The sequence below is a fragment of the Micromonospora sp. URMC 103 genome (assembly GCF_051386435.1).
Classification (GTDB): domain Bacteria; phylum Actinomycetota; class Actinomycetes; order Mycobacteriales; family Micromonosporaceae; genus Micromonospora.
In genome coordinates this window covers 130,244-153,390 of sequence record NZ_JBPQTR010000005.1, presented here as the reverse complement: position 1 = coordinate 153,390, position 23,147 = coordinate 130,244, and the positions used below count along the sequence as shown (strand labels likewise).

General features: G+C 74.0%; 23 protein-coding genes and 1 tRNA gene. 11 read left to right on the top strand and 13 right to left on the bottom strand.

The genetic code is table 11. From position 1 onward, the window contains the following. Positions 1-40 precede the first annotated feature (40 nt). Genes ACSNOA_RS14025 through ACSNOA_RS14010 form a run of 4 tightly spaced genes read right to left on the bottom strand, consistent with a single transcriptional unit; the run spans position 41 to position 3,247 of the window. Positions 41-1,189 carry an ABC transporter ATP-binding protein gene (locus ACSNOA_RS14025; RefSeq protein WP_436658514.1) on the bottom strand — a complete coding sequence of 383 codons (1,149 nt, stop codon included), beginning with the start codon at positions 1,187-1,189 and terminating at the stop codon, positions 41-43. After that, on the bottom strand, positions 1,186-2,022 hold the full coding sequence (locus tag ACSNOA_RS14020; RefSeq protein WP_436658513.1) for an ABC transporter permease: 837 nt from the start codon (positions 2,020-2,022) through the stop codon (positions 1,186-1,188). Before ACSNOA_RS14020 ends, ACSNOA_RS14025 begins: the two co-directional genes overlap by 4 nt. Positions 2,023-2,024: 2 nt before the next feature. Further along, a complete protein-coding gene (gene modA / locus ACSNOA_RS14015; protein ID WP_436658512.1) occupies positions 2,025-2,825 on the bottom strand; it encodes a molybdate ABC transporter substrate-binding protein in 801 nt (266 codons plus the stop codon). Next, a complete protein-coding gene (locus ACSNOA_RS14010; RefSeq protein WP_436658511.1) occupies positions 2,822-3,247 on the bottom strand; it encodes a TOBE domain-containing protein in 426 nt (141 codons plus the stop codon). The genes modA and ACSNOA_RS14010 overlap by 4 nt, the downstream gene beginning before the upstream one ends. A gap of 249 nt (positions 3,248-3,496) precedes the next feature. Between ACSNOA_RS14010 and ACSNOA_RS14005 the strand changes: the two genes are divergently transcribed. The 8 genes from ACSNOA_RS14005 to ACSNOA_RS13970 all read left to right on the top strand — a co-directional run bounded on the left by ACSNOA_RS14005 (position 3,497) and on the right by ACSNOA_RS13970 (position 11,185). Continuing rightward, on the top strand, positions 3,497-4,075 hold the full coding sequence (locus tag ACSNOA_RS14005) for an AMIN-like domain-containing (lipo)protein (RefSeq protein ID WP_436658510.1): 579 nt from the start codon (positions 3,497-3,499) through the stop codon (positions 4,073-4,075). A gap of 98 nt (positions 4,076-4,173) precedes the next feature. After that, the gene (locus ACSNOA_RS14000; protein WP_436658509.1) at positions 4,174-4,854 is read left to right on the top strand and encodes a response regulator; all 681 of its coding nucleotides are present in this window, start codon (positions 4,174-4,176) and stop codon (positions 4,852-4,854) included. A 10-nt stretch (positions 4,855-4,864) separates the two neighbouring features. Beyond that, positions 4,865-6,340 (top strand): ATP-binding protein, encoded by a 1,476-nt coding sequence (locus tag ACSNOA_RS13995; RefSeq protein ID WP_436658508.1) that lies wholly within the window; start codon positions 4,865-4,867, stop codon positions 6,338-6,340. Next, positions 6,337-7,242: a Gmad2 immunoglobulin-like domain-containing protein gene (locus tag ACSNOA_RS13990; protein ID WP_436658507.1), complete on the top strand. Its 906-nt coding sequence runs from the start codon at positions 6,337-6,339 to the stop codon at positions 7,240-7,242. The genes ACSNOA_RS13995 and ACSNOA_RS13990 overlap by 4 nt, the downstream gene beginning before the upstream one ends. Positions 7,243-7,454: 212 nt before the next feature. Next, the gene (locus ACSNOA_RS13985; RefSeq protein ID WP_436658506.1) at positions 7,455-8,945 is read left to right on the top strand and encodes a DHA2 family efflux MFS transporter permease subunit; all 1,491 of its coding nucleotides are present in this window, start codon (positions 7,455-7,457) and stop codon (positions 8,943-8,945) included. A gap of 158 nt (positions 8,946-9,103) precedes the next feature. Further along, a complete protein-coding gene (locus ACSNOA_RS13980; protein WP_436658505.1) occupies positions 9,104-9,385 on the top strand; it encodes a zinc ribbon domain-containing protein in 282 nt (93 codons plus the stop codon). Positions 9,386-9,473: 88 nt separating this feature from the next. Further along, a complete protein-coding gene (gene fmdA / locus ACSNOA_RS13975; protein ID WP_436658504.1) occupies positions 9,474-10,727 on the top strand; it encodes a formamidase in 1,254 nt (417 codons plus the stop codon). 71 nt (positions 10,728-10,798) lie between these two features. After that, on the top strand, positions 10,799-11,185 hold the full coding sequence (locus ACSNOA_RS13970) for a UBP-type zinc finger domain-containing protein (RefSeq protein ID WP_436658503.1): 387 nt from the start codon (positions 10,799-10,801) through the stop codon (positions 11,183-11,185). Between the two features lie 32 nt (positions 11,186-11,217). Here ACSNOA_RS13970 and ACSNOA_RS13965 read toward each other — a convergent pair whose 3' ends face one another. Together ACSNOA_RS13965 and ACSNOA_RS13960 are read right to left on the bottom strand one after the other, a co-directional pair. Further along, positions 11,218-12,417, bottom strand: coding sequence for an RtcB family protein (locus tag ACSNOA_RS13965; RefSeq protein ID WP_436658502.1), 1,200 nt, complete (start codon positions 12,415-12,417; stop codon positions 11,218-11,220). A gap of 23 nt (positions 12,418-12,440) precedes the next feature. Then, positions 12,441-12,512: transfer RNA gene (locus tag ACSNOA_RS13960), tRNA-Glu, on the bottom strand. A gap of 392 nt (positions 12,513-12,904) precedes the next feature. Here ACSNOA_RS13960 and ACSNOA_RS13955 point away from each other — a divergent pair. Continuing rightward, the gene (locus tag ACSNOA_RS13955; protein WP_436658501.1) at positions 12,905-13,498 is read left to right on the top strand and encodes a DUF6058 family natural product biosynthesis protein; all 594 of its coding nucleotides are present in this window, start codon (positions 12,905-12,907) and stop codon (positions 13,496-13,498) included. A gap of 51 nt (positions 13,499-13,549) precedes the next feature. Here the strand turns inward: ACSNOA_RS13955 and ACSNOA_RS13950 are convergent, their stop codons facing one another. Continuing rightward, positions 13,550-13,972: a VOC family protein gene (locus ACSNOA_RS13950; RefSeq protein ID WP_436658500.1), complete on the bottom strand. Its 423-nt coding sequence runs from the start codon at positions 13,970-13,972 to the stop codon at positions 13,550-13,552. Between the two features lie 87 nt (positions 13,973-14,059). Between ACSNOA_RS13950 and ACSNOA_RS13945 the strand changes: the two genes are divergently transcribed. Together ACSNOA_RS13945 and ACSNOA_RS13940 are read left to right on the top strand one after the other, a co-directional pair. Continuing rightward, entirely contained in the window at positions 14,060-15,031 is a 972-nt protein-coding gene (locus tag ACSNOA_RS13945) for a helix-turn-helix transcriptional regulator (RefSeq protein WP_436658499.1), read from the top strand. Between the two features lie 91 nt (positions 15,032-15,122). Next, positions 15,123-15,947, top strand: coding sequence for an alpha/beta hydrolase (locus tag ACSNOA_RS13940; protein ID WP_436658498.1), 825 nt, complete (start codon positions 15,123-15,125; stop codon positions 15,945-15,947). A gap of 7 nt (positions 15,948-15,954) precedes the next feature. Here the strand turns inward: ACSNOA_RS13940 and ACSNOA_RS13935 are convergent, their stop codons facing one another. From ACSNOA_RS13935 to ACSNOA_RS13910, 6 genes are all read right to left on the bottom strand, one after another. Next, complete coding sequence (locus tag ACSNOA_RS13935; protein ID WP_436662295.1) at positions 15,955-16,413, bottom strand: DinB family protein; 459 nt, start codon at positions 16,411-16,413, stop codon at positions 15,955-15,957. Positions 16,414-16,546: 133 nt separating this feature from the next. Next, entirely contained in the window at positions 16,547-17,419 is an 873-nt protein-coding gene (locus ACSNOA_RS13930; protein ID WP_436662293.1) for a M15 family metallopeptidase, read from the bottom strand. Positions 17,420-17,491: 72 nt separating this feature from the next. Further along, a complete protein-coding gene (locus ACSNOA_RS13925) occupies positions 17,492-19,861 on the bottom strand; it encodes a beta-glucosidase family protein (RefSeq protein ID WP_436658497.1) in 2,370 nt (789 codons plus the stop codon). 38 nt (positions 19,862-19,899) lie between these two features. Continuing rightward, positions 19,900-20,715 (bottom strand): carbohydrate ABC transporter permease, encoded by an 816-nt coding sequence (locus ACSNOA_RS13920; RefSeq protein ID WP_436662292.1) that lies wholly within the window; start codon positions 20,713-20,715, stop codon positions 19,900-19,902. A 47-nt stretch (positions 20,716-20,762) separates the two neighbouring features. Further along, a complete protein-coding gene (locus ACSNOA_RS13915; protein ID WP_436658496.1) occupies positions 20,763-21,761 on the bottom strand; it encodes a carbohydrate ABC transporter permease in 999 nt (332 codons plus the stop codon). Further along, complete coding sequence (locus ACSNOA_RS13910; protein ID WP_436658495.1) at positions 21,758-23,065, bottom strand: ABC transporter substrate-binding protein; 1,308 nt, start codon at positions 23,063-23,065, stop codon at positions 21,758-21,760. The genes ACSNOA_RS13915 and ACSNOA_RS13910 overlap by 4 nt, the downstream gene beginning before the upstream one ends. Positions 23,066-23,147 lie beyond the last annotated feature (82 nt).

The window sequence follows — 23,147 nt, the reverse complement described above, 5'->3', positions numbered from 1 at the left end:
GCGACATAGCGGAAACGTCATACCGTGCCGCCGGCCGAGCTCAGGCGTGCGTGTCGCCGTCCGAGGGCTCCCGCCGGTCCGGCGGCGGCGCGGCTGGGTAGGCACGGGTCTCGGTGGCCTTGACGGCGGCCCAGACGGGCCGTCCCGGCGCGAGACGAAGCTGGGCGGCGGCCAGCGGGGTGACGTCGGCGGCCACCTCGATCGGGCCGGTGAGCTGGACCCGCAGGTTGTCGCCGTGTCGCTGGACGCCGCCGATCGTGGCCGGCCAGGTGTTCCGGGGGCTGCCGTCCGGGCGGTCGGGATGCAGGGCCACGGCCGACGGCGGGAAGGCCACGAAGACGTCGCCGCCGTGCGGATCGCCCGTGGTCAGCTCGAACCCTCCGGGAAGCGTGACGGCGTGGCCGGTGGCGTGGCCGCGGTAGAGGTTGAGGCCCACGAGCCGCGCCACGTAGTCGGTGCGCGGCTGGGCCGTGATGACGGCGGCGTCGCCCTCCTGGACGACCCGGCCGTGCTCGACGATGACGAGCCGGTCGGCGAGGACGAGGGCGTCGAGCGGGTCGTGGGTGACGAGCAGCGTGGCGCCCGGGTGTGCGGCGAGGTGGTGCTGGAGTTGGGCACGGGTGTCGAGGCGGGTGCGGGCGTCGAGGGCGGCGAGGGGCTCGTCGAGCAGCAGCAGCGCCGGCTCCACGGCGAGGGCGCGGGCCAGGGCGACCCGTTGCGCCTGACCCCCGGAGAGCTGCCGTGGCCTGCGGCGGGCCTGCTCGCCCAGACCCATCCGGTCCAGCCAGTCGGCCGCCCGCTCCCGCGCCGCGCGCCGGTGCAGACCCTGACGGCGGGGGCCGAACGCGACGTTGTCCAGCGCGGTCAGGTGCGGGAAGAGCAGGTAGTCCTGGAAGACCACGCCGATGGGCCGCCGCTCGGGCGGGCTCCACAGCCGGCGGCCGGGGTGGTCGAGGTCGCGGCCGGCCAGGGTGAGGTGCCCGGCCGAGAGTGGCAGCAGCCCCGCGAGCGCCCGGAGCGCCGTGGTCTTGCCCGCGCCGTTGGGGCCGAGGAGCGCCACGACCTCGCCGGGATTGACGGTGAGGGGCAGGTCGAGGCGGAAGGAGCCCCGGTCCACGACGAGGTGCGCGTCGAGCAGCGGAGCGCCGACCCGGGGGCCGGCGCCGCGTACGGTGACGTCCGTGGTCACGGGCCACTCATCCAGCGGTCGCGGAGGCTCGCGAGGATCACCACCGAGACGGTGAGCAGGACGAGGCTGAGCACGATGGCGGCCTGGAGGTCGGTCTCGAGCGCCAGGTAGACGGCGAGTGGCATCGTCTGCGTCCGGCCGGGGAAGTTGCCGGCGAAGGTGATGGTCGCCCCGAACTCGCCGAGCGCCCGGGCCCAGCAGAGGACGGCGCCGGCCGCGATGCCCGGTGCGACGAGGGGCAGGGTGACGCGGGTGAAGGTGGTCCACCGGCTGGCGCCGAGGGTGGCGGCGGCCTCCTCGTAGCGGGTGTCGGCGCCGCGCAACGCGCCCTCGACGGCGATCACGAGGAACGGCATGGCGACGAACGCCTCGGCGAGGACGACGCCCGCGGTGCTGAACGGGAGCGTGACGCCGAACGTCGCGTCGAGCCAGCCGCCGAGCAGCCCCCGGCGGCCGAAGACCAGCAGCAGGGCGACGCCGCCGACCACCGGAGGCAGCACGAGCGGGACGGTTACGAGCGCGCGTACGAGGCGACGGCCCGGGAAGTCGAGCCGGGCGAGCAGCCACGCGAGGGGCACACCGAGCGCGAGGCAGAGCAGCGTGGCGAGGGTGGCCGTCACCACCGACAGGCGCAGGGCGGCGAGAACGCCGGGCTCGGTGAGCCGCTGCGGCAGCGTGGTCCACGGTGCGCGGACGAGCAGACCGGCCAGTGGGAGGACGAGGAAGACCAGGCCGAGCACGGCGGGCAGCAGCAGCGCCACGGGCACGCGGCCGGTGCGTCGTGGCCGGCGCGGTGCCGGTGTCGGCGGCGCCTCGCCGTCGAGAAGGGACATCGCTACGGCTCCTGGAAACCGGCCTCGGTGAGGACGGCGCGGCCGGTGTCGGAGAGGACGTGGTCGACGAACGCCCGCGCGGCCGGCTTGTTGGCCGCGTCCTTCAGCACGACGATCGGGTAGTCGTTGACGGCGCCGGCCGACTCGGGGAACTCGACGCCGTCGACGTCGGCGGCCGCGGCCCTCACGTCGGTGCGGTAGACCAGCGCGCCGTCCACCTCGCCGAGCTTCACCTTGGCCAGGGCTGCCTTGACGTCCTGCTCCAGCGTGACCGGGGTGAGCCTCACACCGGCCGCATCGAGCGCCTTCCTCGCGGCCGCCCCGCACGGCACCTGCTCCGCGCAGAGCGCGACCTTCACGTCCGGCTTCGTGAGGTCGGCCAGGCCGGCCACGCCGTCGGGGTTGCCCTTCGGCACGGCGATGACGAGCTGGTTCCGGACGAAGGTCGTCGGGGCGCCGTCGCCGTTGCCGGCGTCGGTGACGGTCTTCATGCTGACGGGAGCGGCCGAGGCGAACACGTCGGCGGGAGCGCCGTGGTTGATCTGGGTGGCCAGGGCGGAACTGCCGGCGAAGCTGAAGGTGACCGTCGTGCCCGGGTGGGCCGCCTCGAAGTCCTTGCCGATCCGGGTGAAGGACTCGGTCAGCGACGCGGCGGCGAAGACGGTCAGGTTGCCGCTCACCGCCGTGCCGCCGCTGTTGCCCGGCCGAGAGCCGGCCGGACCGTCGCCGCCGCAACCGGTCAGGCTGGTCACCGCGAGCGCGACGGCGGCGGCCAGGGCGGTGCGGAGTCGTGGTGCGCTCACGAGCTGGTCCTCCCCCTGTTTCCGGTGGTCGCCGCGGGCCTCTCCACCACGACCGTGGTCGACTTGATCACGGCGACCGCCACGGAACCGACCTCCAGGCCGAGCTCGTCGACGGCCTCCCGGCTCATGAGCGAGACGACCCGGAACGGGCCGGCCTGGATGTCCACCTGCGCCATCACCGAGTCCTTCACGACGGCGGTCACGATGCCGCGCAGCCGGTTGCGCGCCGACGAGAACTCGGCGCGTTCCTCCGGCTCGGCGGCCTGCGCGCGCACGAACGCGGCGAGGTCGGCGCCGTCGACCAGACGGTGCCCCTGCTCGTCGCGGACGGCGGGGAGGCGGCCGGCGTCCACCCATCGGCGCACGGTGTCCGTGCTGACGCCGAGCAGTTCGGCGGCCTCGCTGATCCGGAACACCGTCACGGCAGTCACCGTATCCCATCGCAGGTGCCATGGATAAGAGGCTGAACATGCCGCACGCACGATGCCTTTATCCTCTTCCGGCCCGCACCTGCGGATGGTGACGACGGCGCCCGACCGGTTCGTTGCCCGGCTGTTACGCGGTCGCGAAACCGCGGTAGCGGTTCCGGCCGACCGTCGACGTCGAAGCCACCGCCCGGCGACGCGGCCGGCGGGGCGTCGAGACCGACACGAGCGGGACGGGAGACGACGATGAGGATCAGGAGCGCGGTGGCGGCACTGGCCGTCCTGCTGTCCGGGCTGGTGGCGGGCGCGGGCACCGGCACGGCGGCCACCACGCGGGCGGCGGCTGGCGGGTCGCCGTACTGCGGGATCACCTGGGGCAGCGCCACGAAGGAGGCCGGCGCCCTCGGCACCGGGCCGCTGATCGAGGTCCGCACCGGCCGGCACGAGTGCTACGACCGGGTGGTGTTCGAGTTCGCGGGGCCGGTGAGCGGCTACGAGGTCGCCTACGGCGAGACGTGGACCGAGGGCGAGGGGCTCCCGCTGTCGCCGTACACGGCGGGCGGCGCGCTGCTGCGGGTCTCCCTGCGGGCGCCGGCGTACGACGACGAGCGCGCGGCCACCGTGCCGTACCGGGTGGGTGAGCACGCGGCCACCGTGCTGCGGTACCCGACGCTGCGGGACGTGGTGTTCGGCGGCAGCTTCGAGGGCTACACGACGTTCGCGGTCGGGGTGCGCGCCCGGCTGCCGTTCCGGGTCCTCGTCCTCGACGATCCCGGCGCGCACAGCCGGATCGTGCTCGACGTGGCCCACCAGTGGCAGCAGTGACACCCCGCACGGACGAGGGCCCGGCGCCGGCCGGGCCCTCGTCACCGTCCGTTGCGCCAGGGTGCCACGGCGTCGTCCGGCACTACGCTGGTGGCGTCATGGACGGCCGCGTGCTGGTGGTCGAGGACGATGCCTCCATCCGGGAGGTCACCGCCCTCGGTCTGCGCCGGGCCGGATTCCGGGTGGCCACCGCCGTCGACGGCCGCGAGGCCCTCGCGGTCTGGCGGGCGCAACCGGTGGACCTCATCGTGCTGGACGTGATGCTGCCTGTCCTCGACGGCCTCGAGGTGTGCCGCGAGGTGCGGCGCGGCAGCGCGGTGCCGATCCTCATGCTCACGGCCCGCACCGACACGATCGACGTCGTGGTCGGCCTGGAGTGCGGCGCCGACGACTACCTGCGCAAGCCGTTCGACCTGCCCGAGCTGGTGGCACGGGTACGCGCCGTGCTGCGCCGCGGCACGGCGCCGCCGGAGCGGACCGTCCTCACCGTCGGCCCCCTGGAGATCGACTCGGGCAGCTTCGTGGCCCGCAAGGGCGGCCGGGACCTGCCGCTGACCACCACCGAGTTCCGCCTGCTGCTGGAGCTGGCCCGCCGTCCCGGCCAGGTCTTCACCCGCGAGCTGCTGCTGGACCGGGTGTGGAACCACAGCTACCTCGGCGACTCCCGGCTCGTGGACGTGGCCGTGCAGCGGCTGCGCGCGAAGATCGAGGACGATCCCGCGAACCCCCGGCTCGTGCGTACCGTCCGCGGCGCCGGCTACAAGCTGTCGACGGCGTGAGCGTGCGGCCATGGCGGCGGACCGCGTACCCCCGGGCCGGCTCCGGCGCCGGCTCACCGTCGCGTTCGTCCTCGTGGCCGGGGTGTCCGCCGGGGTGCTCGCCGGCGGGTCGTACCTGCTGCTGCGGCAGGCCCGGCTGGACGCGTCGGTGCAGCAGGCCGCGGCCGACGCCCGCTACCAGCTCGTCCTCGCAGGGCAGTTCCGACCCCTGACCGAGCAGCGCCGCGCCGAGCTGCTGCGCACCTTCGAGGGCAGTGGCCGGCACGTCCTGCTGGCCGGCGAGGAGGACGTGCGCGCCTCCAACCCCGCCTTCTCTCCCACGCTCGGCCCGGCGCTGCGGGCCACCGCCGCCGCGGGCCAGCTCGGGTACGAGCGGTCCACGCCGGCGACCCGGCCGCGACTGCTCGTGGTGGGCGGCCGGATCCCCGGGTCGACCAGCGAGCTGTACGTGGTCACCGACGAGGAGGAACTGCTCGCCGACCTCGACCAGCTCCGGACGGCGCTGCTGGCCGGCTGGGCGCTCGTGGTGCTCACGGCCGCCGCGATCGGCCACCACCTGGCCCGGCACACGCTCGAGCCCGTCGGCCGGGCCAGCCGGGCCGCGCGGGCGGTCGCCGAGGGGCTGCTCGCCACCCGCCTTCCGGTCCGCGGGCGGGACGAGTTCAGTGCCTGGGCCGCGTCGTTCAACAGCATGGCCGAGGCGCTCGAGGCGAAGATCGAGGCGCTGTCGCGGGCGCAGGCACGGGAGCGGCGGTTCACCGCCGACGTCGCGCACGAGTTGCGTACGCCGGTGACCGCTCTGGTGGCCGCGGCCTCGCTGCTGCGGGATCACACCGACCAGCTCCCGGGCGACGCCCGGCGCGCCGCCGAGCTGCTGCTGGCCGACGTCGTCCGGCTGCGCCGGCTGGTCGAGGACCTCATGGAGATCTCCCGGCTCGACGCCGGGCAGGAGGCGCTGGCGCTGCGGCCGGTCGACCCGCTCGCCCTGCTCCACTCCCTGGTCGCGGCCCGCGGTTGGCCGGACCGGGTGACCGTGGCCGGCGATCCGGCGTCGCTGCCCACCGATCCCCGCCGGCTGGAGCGGGTGCTCGCCAACCTCGTGGGCAATGCGGTCGAGCACGGCGGCCGCGACGTCCGGGCCACCGTGGGCCGGAACGGGCCGGACGTGGTCGTCGACGTCACCGACTGCGGGCCCGGCATTCCCGCGAGCCACCTGCCGCGGCTCTTCGACCGCTTCTACAAGGTCGACCCGGCCCGGTCCGGCCCCGGCAGCGGGCTCGGCCTGGCCATCGCCCAGGAGAACGCCCGACTGCTCGGCGGGCGGCTCACCGTGCGGAGCGAACCCGGTTTCGGCACCCGCTTCCGGCTCACGCTGCCCGCGGCCGGCCCCACCACGAAGGCCGCACCGGACGAGCCCGCGGGCGGCCCCACCGCGGAGGCCGCGTCCGACGACGGCGCGGCCGCGCGGCGGGGGGCGAGCCCGTGAGACGACCCCTCGCCGGCCTGCTGCTGGCCACCGCCCTGCTGGCGGGCTGCGCCCCGCCGCGGTCCGGGACGCTCGGCCCGGCCCCCACGGCCGCGCCGCCCGTCGCCGATCCCGCCACGCCGGCCACGCCCGCCGGCACCACGGCCGCCCCGCCGCCGGCCACGCCGCCGCCCCGGCCCAGGCCGACCACCCCGCCACCGGCGGCCACCCCCGCGCCGACCCCGACCGGCACGATCACCGTCGAGCTGTGGCTCGTCCGGGACGGGCGGCTCGCGCCCGTCCGGCGGACCCGGCCGAGCACCCCGGCCACGTCGCGGCTGGCGCTCACCGAGCTGGCCGCCGGCCCGACCCGCGCCGAGGCGGCCACCGGCCTCAGCACCCTGGTGCCCGCCGGCACCGAGCCGGTGGGCGTGGCGGGCGGCGTGGCGACCGTCCGGCTCGCAGGCACCGGCGACGCGGCCGCCGTACGGCTGCGCCAGGCGCAGGTGGTCTGGACGCTCACCCAGTTCCCCACGGTGCGCGCCGTGCGTTTCGACCCGCCGGCCGGAGCGCCCGACGGCCCGGTCCGGCGGGCCGACTTCGCCGACCTGCTGCCGCCGGTCGTGGTGACCAGCCCGACCGTGGGTCAGCGGGTCACCAGTCCGCTGACCGTCACCGGCACCGCCGACGTGTACGAGGCCACGGTGAGCCTGCGCGTCCTGGACGGGGACGGCCGGGAGGTCGCCACCACGTTCACCACGGCCAGTTGCGGCAGCGGCTGCCGGGGCGACTACCGGGCCACGGTCACCTGGCGGGTCCCCCGCGAACAGCCCGGCACCGTCGAGGCGTACGAGGTGTCCCCGCGCGACGGCAGCCGGGTGAACGTCGTGCGGGTGCCCGTGACGCTGGTGCCCGCCCGCTGATCCGAGCCGCCGTCGCCCGTGTCGGGACGGTTCCCGCAAGCCGCTGCGGGGACACGATCCCGGCCACTAGCGTCGGACGTGAGGCCGTTTCACGGCGCCCGACACCCCGTCGACCCGCCGACGACCGCAGCCCGTCGTCGGCGTCCCGCCGCCACGCCGGGCCGTCCCGAGCACACGCAGCCGGCACCGCGTCCCGCACGGAAGGCTTCGCCATGCCCGGAACAACCTCGACCACCCCCGGAACCCCGGACGCCGGGGCGACCACCGGGGCGTACCCGCGGCGCTGGCTCGCGCTGGCCGTCATCGCGGTCGCCCAGCTCATGGTGGTGCTCGACGCCACCATCGTGAACATCGCGCTTCCCCACGCCCAGGCCGACCTCGGCATCAGCGACGCCGACCGGCAGTGGGTGGTCACCGCGTACACACTGGCCTTCGGCGGTCTGTTGCTGCTCGGCGGCCGGATCGCCGACTACTGGGGCCGCAAGCGCGCGTTCCTGGTCGGCATGGTCGGGTTCGCGCTCGCCTCCGCCGTCGGCGGCCTGGCTGGCAGCGGCGGGATGCTCTTCGCCGCCCGGGCCCTGCAGGGCGCGTTCGGCGCGCTGCTGGCCCCCGCCTCGCTGGCGCTGCTCACCGTGCTGTTCACCGAGACCCGCGAGCGGGCCCGCGCGTTCGCCGTGTACGGCGCCATCGCCGGTGGCGGCTCGGCCGTCGGCCTGCTCCTCGGCGGCGTCCTCACCCAGTACACCTCCTGGCGGTGGTGCCTGCTCGTGAACATCCCGGTGGCCGCCGTGGCGGTCGTGGCCGCGCTGCCGCTGGTGCCGGAGAGCCGGGCGCACGGCAACACCCGGTACGACGTGCCGGGCGCGCTGGTGGTCACGGCCGGCCTGGTCTGCCTGGTGTACGGCTTCACGCTGGCCGCCGAGGACGGCTGGGACGCCACGGCGACGCTCGCGCTCATCGCCGTCGGCCTGGCGCTGCTCGCCGCGTTCGTGCTCATCGAGCTGCGCTCCGCCCATCCCCTGCTGCCGATGCGGATCCTCCTGGACCGCAACCGCGGCGGCGCGTACCTCACCTCCACGCTGATCGGCGCGGGCCTGTTCGGCGCGTTCCTCTTCCTGACCATCTACTTCCAGGTGGTGCTCCGGTACACGCCGCTGGAGGCGGGGCTCGCCTCGCTGCCGGTCACCGCCGGCGTGCTGATCTCCGCGGGCGGCGCCAGCCAACTGCTGCCCCGGGTCGGGGCGAAACCGCTGATGCTGGGCGGCGCGGTGCTCGCGGTGGCCGGCATGCTGGTGCTCACCCAGGTGGACGTCGACACGTCCTTCGTCACCCACCTCCTGCCCGCCCAGGTGGTGCTCGGCCTGGGGCTCGGCTTCACGTTCGTGCCGCTGTCCAGCCTCGCCCTGTACGGGGTGCCCGAGCACGACGCCGGTGCGGCCAGCGCCACACTCAACGCCACCCAGCAGGTCGGCGGCTCGCTCGGCACGGCGCTGCTCAACACGCTCTACACGAGCGCCGTGACCGGGTACCTGACGTCCCGGGCGCCGAGCCCCGCCACCCAGGTGAAGGCGCTCGTGCACGGCTACTCGGTGGCGTTCGCCTGGGCCGCCGGCCTCATCCTGCTCGCCGGCCTCGCGACCCTGCTGCTGATCCGGGTCCGACGGCAGGACGTGCCCACCGGCGGCGCCGTACACATGGGCTGAGCGGGCCGCCGCGCCTCCTTCCCGTCACCCGATCGGGCGTCCGCGCGGCCGACCTGCGACGTTGGCCTGCGGCACGGTCGGATGCGGCCGATCCTTGACCTGGCCGGCGCGGCCCGCAGGGGCGCACGAACGACGGTGACGGGCGCGGAGGAGACCACGTGGCGACGTACGAGTACCGGTGTCCCCGTGACGGCGACTTCGAGGTGCGGCTTCCGCTCGGCGGGGCCGGCACGGTCGTCCCCTGCCCCACCTGTCGTGGCGAGGCCGGTCGCGTCTGGTCCGCCCCGATGCTGGCCCGGACGCCCCGGGCGCTCGGCACGGCGCTCGACCGGGCCGCGGCGAGCGCGGAGACGCCGGAGGTCGTGTCGCGGATCCCCGGGCGGCGACCCGCGGCGGCCGCGCCGGCCGGGGCCGCCCACGCCCGGCTACCGCGGATCTGATCACCAGCGGCGGTCCGTCGTACGCGGGACCGCCGACAGAACGAGACATCGCCACCGTGGCGGGCGGTGCGACGAAAGGGAAGCGGCAATGCCCGAGGTCATCTTTCCCCTGGACTCGACGAAGAGGTTCAGGGAGCAGGAAAAGATCGGTCACAACCGGTGGCACCCCGACATCCCGCCGGTGGCGACCGTCAAGCCGGGCGCCACGTTCCGGGTGCACTGCCGGGAGTGGTTCGACGGCGAGATCCACAACGACGACTCGGCCGACGACATCCGTGACGCTCCCCTGTCCATCGTGCACGCCCTGAGCGGACCCTTCGCCGTCCAGGGCGCCGAGCCGGGCGACCTGCTGATGGTCGACATCCTCGACGTCGGGCCCATCCCGCAGGAGGACTCCGGGCCGCTCGCCGGGCAGGGCTGGGGGTACACGGGCATCTTCGCGAAGCAGAACGGCGGCGGGTTCCTCACCGACCAGTTCCCCGACGCGTACAAGGCGATCTGGGACTTCAGCGGGCAGCGGGCGACCTCCCGGCACGTCCCCGGCGTCTCGTTCACCGGCATGATCCACCCCGGGCTCATGGGCACGGCCCCCTCCGCCGACCTCCTCGACAGGTGGAACCGCCGGGAGCGGACCCTCGCGGAGACCGACCCGGACCGGGTGCCGCCGCTGGCGCTGCCGCCGTTGCCCCAGGACGCGATCCTCGGTTCGCTGACCGGCTCCGACTTCGAGCGGGCGGCGGCCGTGGCGGCGCGGACCGCACCGCCGCGGGAGAACGGCGGCAACCAGGACATCAAGAACCTCACGAAGGGGTCGCGGGTCTTCTACCCCGTCTACGTGCCCGGCGCCAACCTCTCCGTGGGCGACCTGCACTTCTCCCAGGGCGACGGGGAGATCACGTTCTGCGGCGCGATCGAGATGGGCGGGTACGTCGACCTGCACGTGGACGTCATCAAGGACGGGATGCGGACGTACGGGGTCTCGGAGAACGCGATCTTCCTGCCCGGCAACACCAACCCGCAGTACTGCCAGTGGCTCGCCTTCTCCGGGATCTCGGTGACCCTCGACGGTGAGCAGCGCTACCTGGACTCGCAACTGGCCTTCCAGCGCGCTTGCCTGCACGCGATCGACTACCTCACGAAATTCGGCTACAGCCCGGAGCAGGCGTACCTGATCCTGGGCGCGGCGCCGATCGAGGGCCGCCTCTCCGGGGTGGTGGACATCCCGAACTCGTGCGCCACGGTCTACCTGCCCACGGAGATCTTCGACGTCGACGTGCGGCCCTCGGCGAGCGGCCCCACGAAGATCAAACAGGGTGTGACCACCCCGAAGTCGACCTTCTGAGCAGTGCCGGCCGGCACACCCGGCGGGGGCGGAGTGGGCGTCGCCGCCGTCGCGTGCCAGACTTCGGCACCGTGGGTGACCAGACCAGGCCCGAGCCCGAGCCGCAGACCGTGACCGCGCCGATCGACCCGGCCGTGCCGCCGAGCGGCGCCGGCTGCGTGGACTGCGAATCCGCCGGCGGGTGGTGGTTCCACCTGCGCCGCTGCGCGGCCTGCGGCCACGTCGGCTGCTGCGACTCCTCGCCGAGCCAGCACGCCACGGCCCACTACGCCGCGACCGGCCACCCGATCATCCAGAGCTTCGAGCCGGGCGAGTCGTGGTTCTGGAACTACGCGAACGACGAGTTCTACGCGGACGGGCCGGCGCTGGCCGAGCCGCACTCGCACCCGCTCGACCAGCCCGCCCCCGGGCCGCAGGGCCGGGTGCCGCAGGACTGGAAGACCCACCTGCACCGCTGACGCACGGGCGGGCTCGACGCCCGCCCGTACGCTCAGCCCTTCACGCAGACGACCTGGCGGAGGTGCGCCACCACCTCGACGAGGTCCTCCTGCTGCGCCATCACCTCGGTGATGTCCTTGTACGCGCCGGGGATCTCGTCCACCACCCCGGCGTCCTTGCGGCACTCCACGCCCTCGGTCTGCGCCGCCAGGTCGGCGGTGCTGTAGGTCCGCTTCGCCTGTGCCCGCGACATCCGCCGCCCCGCCCCGTGGGAGGCCGAGCAGTACGCGTCCGGGTTGCCCCGGCCACGCACGACGTACGAGCCGGTGCCCATCGAGCCCGGGATGATGCCCAGGTCACCCCGGCCGGCCCGGATCGCGCCCTTGCGGGTCACGAGGACGTCCACGCCGCCGTAGCTCTCCTCCGCCACGTAGTTGTGGTGGCACGAGATCGGCTCGTCGTAGCTCACCTGCGGGAAGCGCTCGCGCACGACCTCGCAGAGCACGGCGAGCATGACCGCCCGGTTACGCCGCGCGTACTCCTGCGCCCACCACAGGTCCCGGCGGTACGCGTCCATCTCCGGCGTGCCGGCGAGGAAGACCGCGAGGTCCCGGTCGGGCAGGTCGGCGTTGTGCGGCAGCCGCCGGGCCACCGCCATGTGCCGCTCCGCCAGCTCCTTGCCGATGTTGCGGGAGCCCGAGTGCAGCATGAGCCACACCCGCCCGTCGTCGACGCCACCCTGCTCCAGGCACACCTCAATGAAGTGGTTGCCGCCGCCCAGGGTGCCCAGCTGCCGCTGGGCGCGTACCTCGAGCTGCGCCACGCCGCGGTCGAGGTCGGCGAACCGCCGCCAGAAGTCGTCCCAGCCGCCCTGCTCCAGGCCGCGCACCCGGCGCGGGTCGACGGCCCGCTCCCGCTGCGCGAAACCGACGGGGATCGCGGCCTCGATCGCCGAGCGCAGACCCGCGAGGTCGTCGGGCAGGTCGGTGGCGGTGAGCGAGGTGCGCACCGCCGACATGCCGCAGCCGATGTCCACTCCGACCGCCGCCGGGGACACGGCCTGCCGCATCGCGATCACCGAACCGACCGTGGCGCCCTTGCCGAAGTGCACGTCCGGCATCACGGCCACGCCCTCCACCCATGGCAGCGCGCCGATGTTGCGCAGCTGCCGGGCGGCCTGCGCCTCGATCGCGTACGGGTCGGTCCAGACCCGGACCGGCGCCCGGGTACCGGCGAGCGAAGTGAAACCCATCGTCGTCTCCTCGTGTCGTCCTGCAGGCCGTACGGGATTCGAACCCGTGACCTCCCGGGTGAGAACCGGGTGAGCTTCCGCTGCTCCAACGGCCCGAGCCCGGGCGGGCGACCCCCCGCCCCGCCCGGTGCCGGCGTCCGGACGAAAAAGCCGCCCGGACCCCGGCGGGGTGGGCGGCTGCGCGTGCGCGCGGGCGCGTCAGTCGCGCCGCCTCCCCCGACGCCGGCCCCCCACGAACCGGCGCTGACCCAGGGCTGGTTCACCCGTGGACAGCCACACACCACCGCGCGGCGCGGGCCGCCCGGTCCGGGTGCTGGTGAGCTGCGACACGGCGTACTCCCTGGGTCCTGGTCTGTTGACCTTGCGACGAGAACGGTATGCGGCCCGCCGGACGGCCGCAACGGATATCCATCCCCGCCACGTTTCGGCGGGCGCCGCACGATCCCCGGGCTAGCGTGCCGGACCAGGCTCGAACGAGGGAGGCAACGTGAATCTCGACCAGCGGGTGGCCGCACGGTTCCGGGAGGTCAACGGCGATCACCCGATGACGGAGGCGGACGACGCCTACGTGAGCCGGCAGTACCGGGTGCTCGACACGCTCTGCGCGGCCCACGGACGCGACCCCGACGACGTACGCCGGCTGATGCTCGACGGGCGGCTGCCGCTGCCGTCGTACCTGCGGTCCGACGGCGCGCAGATGGTGCCGGCCGACCTGTTCTCCCTCGCGGAGCGGGCCGGCGGCACGGAGCGTCTGGCCGAGTGGTTCGTGGCGCACTGGACGGACCGCACGGAGGGCGCGGAGGAGTGGGACGCCTACCTCAGCGGGCAGTACGTGTGCCTGCACTCGGTCACCCCGGCCACCATCCGACGCAAGGGCGAGCTGGTGGACGCCATCGGCGCCACCGTCGACGCGCTGGACGCCGGCCCGGCGGACGACGCCCGCCTGGCGCGGCTGCACGCGCTGGTCGACGAGTTGGACATGCTGGAGCCCTCGTTCACGGCGTACGACCGGCTGCGCTTCGACGGGCCGATCTCGCGGGACACCTGGATCGACGCGGTACGGGCGCGGTTTCCCCGGTGACCCCGGCGCGGCCGGGGAACCGGCGGGCCGACCCGCCGGCCCGGCCCGGGATCACCACCGCGTCGAACCGAGCATCTCCAGGTAGTGCGGGTTGCGCATGACGCCGAGGATGTTGCCGAACGGGTCCACGACCGAGGCGGTCACGAAGTCCCCGGCACCGCGCGGTGTGGGCGGCTGGTGCGGCCGCGCCCCGGCGGCGAGCAGCGCCGCCACGGTGGCGTCGAGGTCGTCGACGTGCCAGTAGACGATCGCGCCCCCGGGGGCGCCCGGCGCGCCGCCCGGGGCGTACCGGCTGTCGATGAGGCCCAGCTCGTGCTGGTGGTCGCCGAGCCGGAACTCGTAGTACGCGGGCCGGCCCTCGGCGTCGCGCACCTCGTAGTAGGGCTCCGTGCCGAACAGGTCCGCGTACCAGGTCTTCGCGGCGGTCAGGTCGGCGGCCCAGAAGCTGACGGTGGCCAGTCCTCGCAACTGCATCGGAATTCCTCTCGTCGGTGACTCTGCACCCGACGCTACGGAGGCTTGAGGAACCTCCGGTTCCGCGATTGCTGACAGACTTGCGGCATGCTCGAAACCTCGGTCCGGTTGCTGAAGCTGCTGGCGCTCCTCCAGGACGGCCGGGACCGGCCCGGGACCGACCTCGCCGAACGCCTCGGGGTGACGACCCGGACCGTCCGCAACGACGTCGAGCGGCTGCGCGTCCTCGGCTACCGGGTCGACTCCCGGCCGGGCACCGGCGGGGGCTACCGCCTCGGGGCCGGCTCCGCGCTGCCGCCGCTGCTGCTCGACGACGAGGAAGCCGTCGCCGTCGCGGTGGGTCTCCGCGCCGCCGCGGCCGGCACGGTGGCCGGCATCGAGGAGACGTCCCTGCGGGCGCTGGCCAAACTGGAACGCTCGCTGCCGTCCCGGCTCCGGCACCGGGTCGACACGCTGCGGGCGGCCACGGTCTCCGCCGCGGCCGGCGGGCCCACCGTGGACGTCGCCACGCTGACCGCCGTCGCGGTGGCCATCCAGCGCCGCGAACGCCTGCGCTTCGGCTACGTGGGGCACGACGGCACCGACAGCGTGCGCAGCGTCGAGCCGCACCGACTCGTCTACACCGGGCGGCGCTGGTACCTGCTCGGCTGGGACCCGGAGCGCGCGGACTGGCGGACGTTCCGCGCCGACCGGATGACGCCACGGGTGCCGACCGGCCCACGTTTCGCCCCCCGCGAGCCGCCCGGGGGCGACGCGGTCGCACACGTGCTGCGCGGCGTCGGGTCGGCGGCCTGGCCGCACCCCGCCACGGTGCGCCTGCACGCTGCCGCCGCCGAGATGGCGCGGCGGATGCCGTCCACGGCCGGCCTGCTCGAGGCCGTCGACGAGCGGAGCTGCCTACTGCACACCGGCGGCGAGTCGCTGGCCAACCTCGCCGCGTTCCTCGGCACCCTCGACGTGCCGTTCGAGGTGCTCGACCCGCCCGCGCTGCGCGACCTGCTGCGCCGGCTCGCCGACCGGTACGCCGCCGCGGTCGCCGCCGGCCCGGCGGCGCCCTGAGCCGAGAGGACCCGCCGCGTGGCTTGTCGGCCGGACGCGCGACGCCGCCCACTCGTGCCGGCCGCCGGCGCGGCGGCTACCGTCGACGATCGTGGCCCTGATGCGTGTGGACTTCCACTCGGAGGTGCTCACCCTCAGCACCTCGATGACCGTGATCCTGCCGCAGCGGACGTCGTCGCAGATCGGCATGGCCGGGGGCGCCACCGCCGGCGACCCGCCGGTGCTCTACCTGCTGCACGGCCTCACCGACGACGACACCATCTGGCTGCGCCGCACGGCCATCGAACGGTACGTGGCGCCGCTCGGAATCGCCGTCGTGATGCCTCAGGTCGGCCGGAGCTTCTACACCGACGAGGCGCACGGCAACCGGTACTGGACGTTCCTCAGCGCGGAGCTGCCCGAGCTGTGCCGGTCGTTCTTCCGGCTGTCCGACCGCCGGGAGGACACCTTCGTGGCCGGCCTGTCGATGGGCGGCTACGGCGCGGTGAAGTGGGCGCTGCGCGAACCCGACCGGTTCGCCGCGGCGGCCAGCCTCTCCGGCGCCCTGGACCTGGCGCATCGGGCGCGGGACCGCGACCACCCGGTCGACCCCGCGGTCTGGCACACCGTCTTCGGCGACCGCCCGGTCGCGGGCACGGACGACGACACGGTGGCGCTGCTGGACCGGGCGGCCAGCGCCGACCATCCGGCTCTCTACGTCGCGTGCGGCACCGAGGACTTCCTGTACGAGGACAACGTCCGCTTCGTGGCCGCCGCCCGCGAGCGGGGTGTGCCACTCACCGTGGACTTCTCCCCCGGCGCCCACGACTGGGCGTACTGGGACGCGAAGATCCAGGACGTGCTCGCCTGGCTGCCACTGCCCGCCGCGACGGATGCCGCGACCGGCCGCGGTCCGGAAGCCGGCACCGCGGGCTGACGCGCGTTCAGGCGCCGACGGTCCCGTCGATCGCCTCGCGCAGGAAGTCCGCGTGCCCGTTGTGCCGGGCGTACTCGTGGATCAGGTGCAGCATCACGAGGCGCAGCGACACGTCCTCGCCCCACCGGGCGTTGTGCCCCGTGACGTCGAGCGACTCCGCCTCCCGCTCGATGCGCCGGGAGTGCTCGACCTCCCGCTGCCACGCCGCGAACGCCTCGGCGCGAGTGGCCGAGCTGGCGTCGTACGCCTCCTGGAAGTCGCCGGTGGCCGACCACACCAGCGGAATGTCCTCGGCGTTGATGACCCGCCGGAACCACGTCCGCTCCACCTCGGCCATGTGCCGCACGAGGCCCAGCAGCGACAGCGTCGACGGCGGGGAGGACTGCTCGCGCAACTGCGCGTCGGAGAGCCCGTCGCACTTCATGGCGAGCGTCGCCCGGTGGTAGTCGAGGAAGGCGCGAAGCATCTCCCGCTCCCCGCCGGTCACCGGTGGGCCGATCCGTTCCGTGGTCACTGCCGTCTCCCTCCCCTGGGCGGCCGTCGCGTCGTAGCGCACTCGGCGGCACGGCTGATCATGCCCTACGCGTGACGGCGCCGGCTCAGCCCACCGACGACCGGGCCACCGGCGCGTCGAAGTAGCGGTTCGGGTAGGGCTCCTTTGCGTAGCGGTAGTGCCACCACTCGCGGTCGTAGTTGACGAACCCGCCCTCGGTCATCAGCCGCCGGAGCAGCATCCGGTTGTCCCGGGGCACACCGGTGACCGCCGGGTCGGCGGTGTGCGCCCGCGTGTCGAAGCAGTCGAAGCCGGTGCCCATGTCGATGCTGTTGTCCGGGAACCGCTGCGCGCGCGGGGCCGTGCAGGACACGAGCGGCTGGCCGGGCACGTACGGCGGCTGGCTGGGGGCGGGCACGTCCACGAGGGTCAGGTCCAGGGTGCTGCCCCTGCTGTGCGCGGTGGGAGACCCGATGTACCCGTCGGCGAACAGCCGTGACTTGGCCACCCGGGGATAGAACTCGCCCTTCATCTGCTGCTCCCCGGGGCGCCTGGCCCAGGCCACGAAGTCGTCCGCGGCCGGCACGGGGCGGTAGCAGTCGTACACCTTGAGGCTGTGCCCGCCGGCCAGCGCGGCGTCCTGCACGCGGCGCAGCGCCTCCGCAGCCTGTCGGGTGAGCAGGCAGAGCGGTTCGCGGTAGCCGGCGATGGGACGGCCCACGAAGTTGTGGGGGGTCGCGTACCGGATGTCGCTGAGGATGCGCGGGTCGGCGTCGCCGAGCACCACGAAACCGGGCAGCCGTGCGGCCGGGCGGCGGGTGGCGGAGGCCGACGGCGTTCGGCTGGGCGGTGCCGGCGGTGTGGGGCTCGCCGAGGTGGGCGCCGGGGCGGGCGGGCTGGGCGCCGGCCGGGGCTCCGGCCGCGAGCAGCCGCCGACCAGCAGGCCGACCGCGAGCAGGGCGGCGGCCGCCCGGGCCAGGCCCGGGCGGGCCGGCGGCGAGCCGGGAGTGGCCGGCCCGCCCGCCGGACCTGAGCTGCGCACCCGTCCTGTCTACCAGGCGCCGCCCGGCGTGACCATGAACCGGGGGTGCATCCGCCGGGTGTGATCGACGTGCCGGGCGGGGCCGCGCAGGTCGACGGCGGCCACGAGTCGGGGATCGGTGCTGGACGCGGCGAGCCGCAGCTCCACCTCGCCCGGCTCCACCACCCGCCGCCCGTCCCGCCCGGTGAACGAGAAGAGGTCGGCCGGCACGGTCACCGCGACCCGGCAGGACTCGCCCGGCTCCAGCGGCACCCGCAGGTAGCCGATGAGGCGCTGCACCGGCTGCACCACCGAGGCCACCGGGTCGTGCGCGTAGAGCTGCACCACCTCGCTGCCCCACCGCTCACCCGCGTTGCGCAACGTGAACGCCAGCCGCACCTCGCCGTCGGTCTCCACCACGGCCGGGTCGACCGTCAGCTCCGACCACTCGAAGCGCGTGTAGGTGAGCCCGTGCCCGAACCCGTACGCCGGGGTGGGGTCCAGGTTCGAGACGTCGGTGACCTGCCCGAGCCGGGCCGTGAGGTAGGTGCCCGGCTGGACGCCCGGCCGGCGGGGGACGCTGACCGGCAGCCGCCCCTGCGGCTCGACGCGCCCACCGAGCACACCCGCGATCGCCGAGGGGCCCTCCTCACCGGGGAAGAAGGACTGCACGATGGCGGCCGCCTCGTTGACGGCCCGGCCGAGCGCGTACGGACGGCCGGCCACGAGCGTCACGACGACGGGCGTGCCGGTGTCCAGCAACGCGTCGAGCAGCTGCTGCTGCACGCCGGGCAGGGCCAGCGACTCGACGTCGCAGCCCTCGCCGCTGGTGCCCCGGCCGAACAGCCCGGCGCGGTCGCCGAGGACGGCGATCACCACGTCCGCGTCCCGGGCCGCCGCGACGGCCGCGGCGAAGCCGTCCGTCTCCGGGCCGTCGACGCTCGCGCCGGGCTCGACGCGGACCTCGCTGTCCGGGAACTCGGCGCGCAGCGCCTGCGCCAGCGTCGGCAACTCGATGCCGATCGGCGTCTCGGGGTGGCGGGGGCCGACGTGCACCGGGAACGAGTAGCAGCCGAGCACCGCCGTGGGGCTCTCCGCCTGCGGCCCGACGACCGCGATCCGGGCCGGCGCGGCCAACGGCAGGGTGCCGTCGTTGCGGAGCAGGACGATGGCCTCCTCGGCGACCTGCCGGGCCAGCGCGCGGTTGGCCGGCGCGTCCAGGTCGACCCGGCCGCGCACCACCTCCGGGTCGTCGAGGTCGACGCCGTGCAGGGCCGGCGGCACCGGGTCCCACCCGGCGTCGAGGAGCCCGAGCTGCGCCTTCTGCGTCAGGACGCGGCGCACCGCCCGGTCGACCAGCGCCTCGGGCACCTCGCCGGCGGCGAGCGCCGCGCGCAGCGGCGCGCCGAACGTCTTCACGGTGGGCAGCTCCACGTCGACCCCCGCCGCCAGGGCGGCGCCGGCGGCCTCGCCCCAGGTGCCCGCCACCCGGTGCAGCGCATGCAGGAAGGCGATGCCGAAGTAGTCGGCCACCACGGTGCCGGTGAACCCCCACGTGTCGCGCAGCAACCCGGTGAGCAGCTCCCCGTCGGCGGCCGACGGGATCCCGTCGGTGTCCGTGTAGGCGTGCATGACCGAGCGGGCGCCGCTCTCGCGTACGGCCATCTCGAACGGCAGCAGCATGACGTCGGCCCGCTCGCGCGGGCCCATGCTGACCGGGGCGTGGTTGCGGCCGGCGCGGGAGGCGGAGTAGCCGGCGAAGTGCTTGAGGGTGGCCACCACGCCCGCGGACTCCAACCCCTGGACGTACGCGGTGCCCACCGTCCCCACGAGGTACGGGTCCTCACCGACGGTCTCCTCGACGCGCCCCCAGCGGGCGTCGCGGACCACGTCGAGCACCGGCGCGAGCCCCTGGTGCACCCCGAGGCGGCGCATGTCGGCCCCGATGGCGGCGGCCATCCGCCGGATCAGCGGCGGGTCGAACGTGGCGCCCCACGACAGCGGCACCGGGTACGCGGTGGCACCCCACGTGGCGAAGCCCGCGAGGCACTCCTCGTGGGCAAGGGCCGGGATGCCGAACCGGTTCGCGGCGACGATGCGCTGCTGGGTACGCAGCAGCGACAGGGCGCCCAGCGCCGGGTCCACGGGCGCCGTGCCGAACGGACGGGTCAGCTGGCCGAGGCCCGTCGCCAGTAGCGCGTCCAGGTCGACCGGATCCTCCATCTCGTGCTGGTACGGCGCGACCTCGCCGCCGTCGGCCGAGGCGCCGACCCAGACGCCGTACAGCTGGGCCAGCTTCTCGTCCAGGGTCATGGCGGCGACGAGGGCGTCGACGCGGGTGGCGAGGTCGTACGAGGGGTCGTTCCAGATGGCGGTGGTCGGTCCGCTGTCCACGGTCACGTTGTCGGTTCCTTCCCTTGTCCGGCTCGTGCCGCTGGTCAGCCCTTGACCGCACCCTGGAGGCCGCCGACGATCTGCTTCTCGGCGAGGGTGAAGAAGAGCAGCGCCGGCAGCATCGCCAGCGAGGTGAAGGCGAGGATCCCCGCCGTGTCCGAGGTGTACTGGCTGGAGAAGTTCTGCACGCCCAGCGGCAGGGTGTGCAGGTCGGCGTCGCCGAGGACGAGCAACGGCAGGAGGAATGCGTTCCAGCTCGCCACGAACGCGAGGACCCCGACCGTGACGAGCGCGGGCCGCGACAGCGGCAGCATGATGCGCCAGAGGAACCCGAGCCGGCCGGCCCCGTCGATGGCGGCCGCGTCCTCCAGCTCGCGCGGAACGGCGGCCAGGAAGGGCCGCAGGATCACGATCGTGAGCGGCAGCTGGAAGGCGACCTGCGGGAGGATCACCGCGTAGTAGGAGTTGATGAGGGTGAGGTCGCGCAGCATCAGGTAGAGCGGCAGGATCGCCGCCCCGGCCGGGAAGAGCAGGCCGAGGGTGAAGAAGGTGTACAGCGCCTCCCGGCCGCGGAAGGTGTACCGGGCGAGCACGAACGCGGCGCAGACGCCGAGCACCACGACGCCGAGCGTCGTACCGAGGGCGATCACCGCGCTGTTGAGCGCCTGCCGCCAGAAGTCGCTCTGCGTCAGCACCCGTACGTAGTTGTCCCAGACCCACGGGTCGGGCAGCCCGGCCGGGTCGGCGATGATCGCGGGCGTGGTGCGGAAACCCCCGACGATCACGTAGACCACCGGGGCGATGGACACGGCCGCGACGGTGAGCGCCAGCGCGTACGTGAGGGGACTGGCCCACGACATCGGGCGGCGCCGGGTGGACGGGTGAAGGACGGCGTCGGCGGCCACGGTCAGTTCACCCTTCCGGTGATGGCGCCCTCGATGTCACGGCGGAGGAGGAAGCGCTGGAACAGCAGCGCCGCGACGAACGAGATGACGAACAGGATCACGGCCACCGCGTTGCCGTAGCCCCAGAGCCGGGCGAAGAAGCCGTTGTCCACCATGTACGTGGCCATGGTGGCCGAGGCACCGAGCGACCGCACCGCGGGGACCGAGGTCACCCAGATCACGTCGAAGACCTGCAGCGAGCCGATCATGGACAGGAACATCCAGATCCGGATCGTGGGGCCCAGCAGCGGGAGCGTGACGTGCCGCTGCGTCTGCCACCAGCTCGCGCCGTCGATGGCCGCGGCCTCGGTCAACTCGGGCGGCACGTTCGACAGGCCGGCGAGCAGGAGGATGATGGCGAAGCCCACGTACTTCCAGGTCAGGACGAACAGCAGCGTCCAGATCACGACGTTCAGGTCGGCGAGCCACGCCTGCACGAGCCCGCCCAGCCCCAGTGACCGCAGCAGCGCGTCGACCGTCCCGCCGCCCGTCAGGAGCAGCTTCCACATGATGCCGACGGTGACCTCGGCGAGCACGTAGGGCACGAACACCAGCAGGCGGAACACGGTGCGCCCACGGAAGCGGCGGTTGAGCAGCAGGGCTATGCCCAGGGCGAGGGGCCCCTGGAGCACGAGGGAGCCGACCACGATGATCGCGTTGTTGCGCAGGGCGTCGAGGAAGATCGGGTCCTGGAAGGCGAGGACGTAGTTGTCGAAACCGACGTAGTCGGTGGGCGGCCCGACCCCGCGCCAGCGGAAGAGACTGTAGTAGAAGGCGAACCCCATCGGGACGAGCACGAACATCACGTACACGACGACCGCCGGCGTGGTGAGCCCGATGATCTCGTACCACTTGCGCCGGGTCTCCGCCGCGCGGGCGGACGACCGCCGCGCGGAAGGGGGCCCCGCCGGTGGCGCGTCCGCGCCGCCGGCGGGGCTGAGGGTCGGGTTGGTGGCCGTCACTTCTTCGCGGCCGCCTTCATCGCGGAGACGACCTGCTCCGGGGTGCCGTTGCCGGCGAAGATGGCGACGACCGCGTCGTTCATGGCGTTGCCGACGGTGCTGCCGAAGGCCGTGTCGAGCCAGAGCTGCACGTAGGTGGCGCCGGAGGTGGCCTCGAGGATGGACTTCAGGGAGGGGTCGGCGACGCCGGCCGCCGCGCCCTTGGCGACGGGCAGACCGGTGCCGGTCTCGGCGTAGCCCTTCTGCACCTCGGGGCTCACGATGTACTTGAGGAACTCGACGCACTCGGGCGGAGCGTTCTTGGCGCAGGCGAACCCGTCGCCGCCGCCGAGGGCGGCCTTCGGGTCACCCGCCGAGCCGGAGATCGCCGGCACGGGGAACCAGCCGAGGAACTTCGCGAGCGCCTCCTTGTTCTCGGCGGCGGTGTCCAAGGTCCCCCGGTTCCAGTCGCCCATGAGCTCCATCGCGGCCTTGCCGTTGGCGAGCAGGCCGTTGGCGCTCGTCGGGTCGTTCTGCCCCGGGGTGGCGATGTAGTTGGGCTGGAACGGGTTGGTGCCGATGAAGGTCTTCAGGTCCTGGCCGGCCTTGACGAAGCAGGGATCGTCGAAGACGAGGTCGACGGACGCCTTCTTCAGGGTGTCGACCGAGCAGGCGCGCAGCGCGAAGTTGTACCACCAGTGCGCGGCCGGCCACTTGTCACCGGCACCCAGGGCGATCGGGACGACGTTGATGGCCTTGAGCTTGGTGACCGCGTCGTTCAGCTCGTCGAACGTGGTCGGAGGAGTGGTGATGCCCGCTCGCGCGAACATGTCCTTGTTGTACCAGATGCCCTCGATGCCCATCCGGAACGGCAGGCCGTACTGCTTGCCGTCCACCTGCCAGATCTCGGCCGCGCTGCCGATGTCGGCAACCTCCGTCTTGACCTGGTCGGTGATGTCCTTCAGGTAGTCGGCCTCCACCTGCTCGCGCATCTCGCCGCCGCCCCACGCCGCGAAGATGTCCGGCGGGTCGCTGGTGAGCAGCGCGGCGGGGAGCCGGGTGCGCTGGAGCTGGTTGGTCTCGATCGCCTCGATCTGGATCGTGACGGTGGGGTGGAGCGCGGAGAAGTCCTTGGCGACCTTCTCCCAGTAGGTCTTGCCGGGCCCGTCCTGGGAGGCGTTGTGCCACCAGGTCAGGGTCACCGGGTTCTTGTAGAGCTCTTCCTCGCTGGGCGCCTCGCCGTCGCCGCCGTTACACCCGGCGACGAGGAGTGCGCTGGTCACGAACAGCGCCAGGACGGCGCCTGCACGGCGCTTCATCGCCATCGACACGTCTCCTCGACTAGCGGTCGCGGTACTCGGCCTGCCGGGGAGTTTTACAGCCGCGTAATGCGGTGTCAATCGATAT

What these genes read in the sequence shown, in the direction of transcription:
- ACSNOA_RS14020 (WP_436658513.1), bottom strand. Translation starts at nt 2,022, where the DNA reads ATGTCCCTTCTCGACGGCGAGGCGCCGCCGACACCGGCACCGCGCCGG.
- ACSNOA_RS14005 (WP_436658510.1), top strand. Translation starts at nt 3,497, where the DNA reads ATGAGGATCAGGAGCGCGGTGGCGGCACTGGCCGTCCTGCTGTCCGGG.
- ACSNOA_RS14000 (WP_436658509.1), top strand. Translation starts at nt 4,174, where the DNA reads ATGGACGGCCGCGTGCTGGTGGTCGAGGACGATGCCTCCATCCGGGAG.
- ACSNOA_RS13995 (WP_436658508.1), top strand. Translation starts at nt 4,865, where the DNA reads ATGGCGGCGGACCGCGTACCCCCGGGCCGGCTCCGGCGCCGGCTCACC.
- ACSNOA_RS13985 (WP_436658506.1), top strand. Translation starts at nt 7,455, where the DNA reads ATGCCCGGAACAACCTCGACCACCCCCGGAACCCCGGACGCCGGGGCG.
- fmdA (WP_436658504.1), top strand. Translation starts at nt 9,474, where the DNA reads ATGCCCGAGGTCATCTTTCCCCTGGACTCGACGAAGAGGTTCAGGGAG.
- ACSNOA_RS13965 (WP_436658502.1), bottom strand. Translation starts at nt 12,417, where the DNA reads ATGGGTTTCACTTCGCTCGCCGGTACCCGGGCGCCGGTCCGGGTCTGG.
- ACSNOA_RS13950 (WP_436658500.1), bottom strand. Translation starts at nt 13,972, where the DNA reads ATGCAGTTGCGAGGACTGGCCACCGTCAGCTTCTGGGCCGCCGACCTG.
- ACSNOA_RS13945 (WP_436658499.1), top strand. Translation starts at nt 14,060, where the DNA reads ATGCTCGAAACCTCGGTCCGGTTGCTGAAGCTGCTGGCGCTCCTCCAG.
- ACSNOA_RS13935 (WP_436662295.1), bottom strand. Translation starts at nt 16,413, where the DNA reads ATGCTTCGCGCCTTCCTCGACTACCACCGGGCGACGCTCGCCATGAAG.
- ACSNOA_RS13920 (WP_436662292.1), bottom strand. Translation starts at nt 20,715, where the DNA reads ATGTCGTGGGCCAGTCCCCTCACGTACGCGCTGGCGCTCACCGTCGCG.
- ACSNOA_RS13910 (WP_436658495.1), bottom strand. Translation starts at nt 23,065, where the DNA reads ATGGCGATGAAGCGCCGTGCAGGCGCCGTCCTGGCGCTGTTCGTGACC.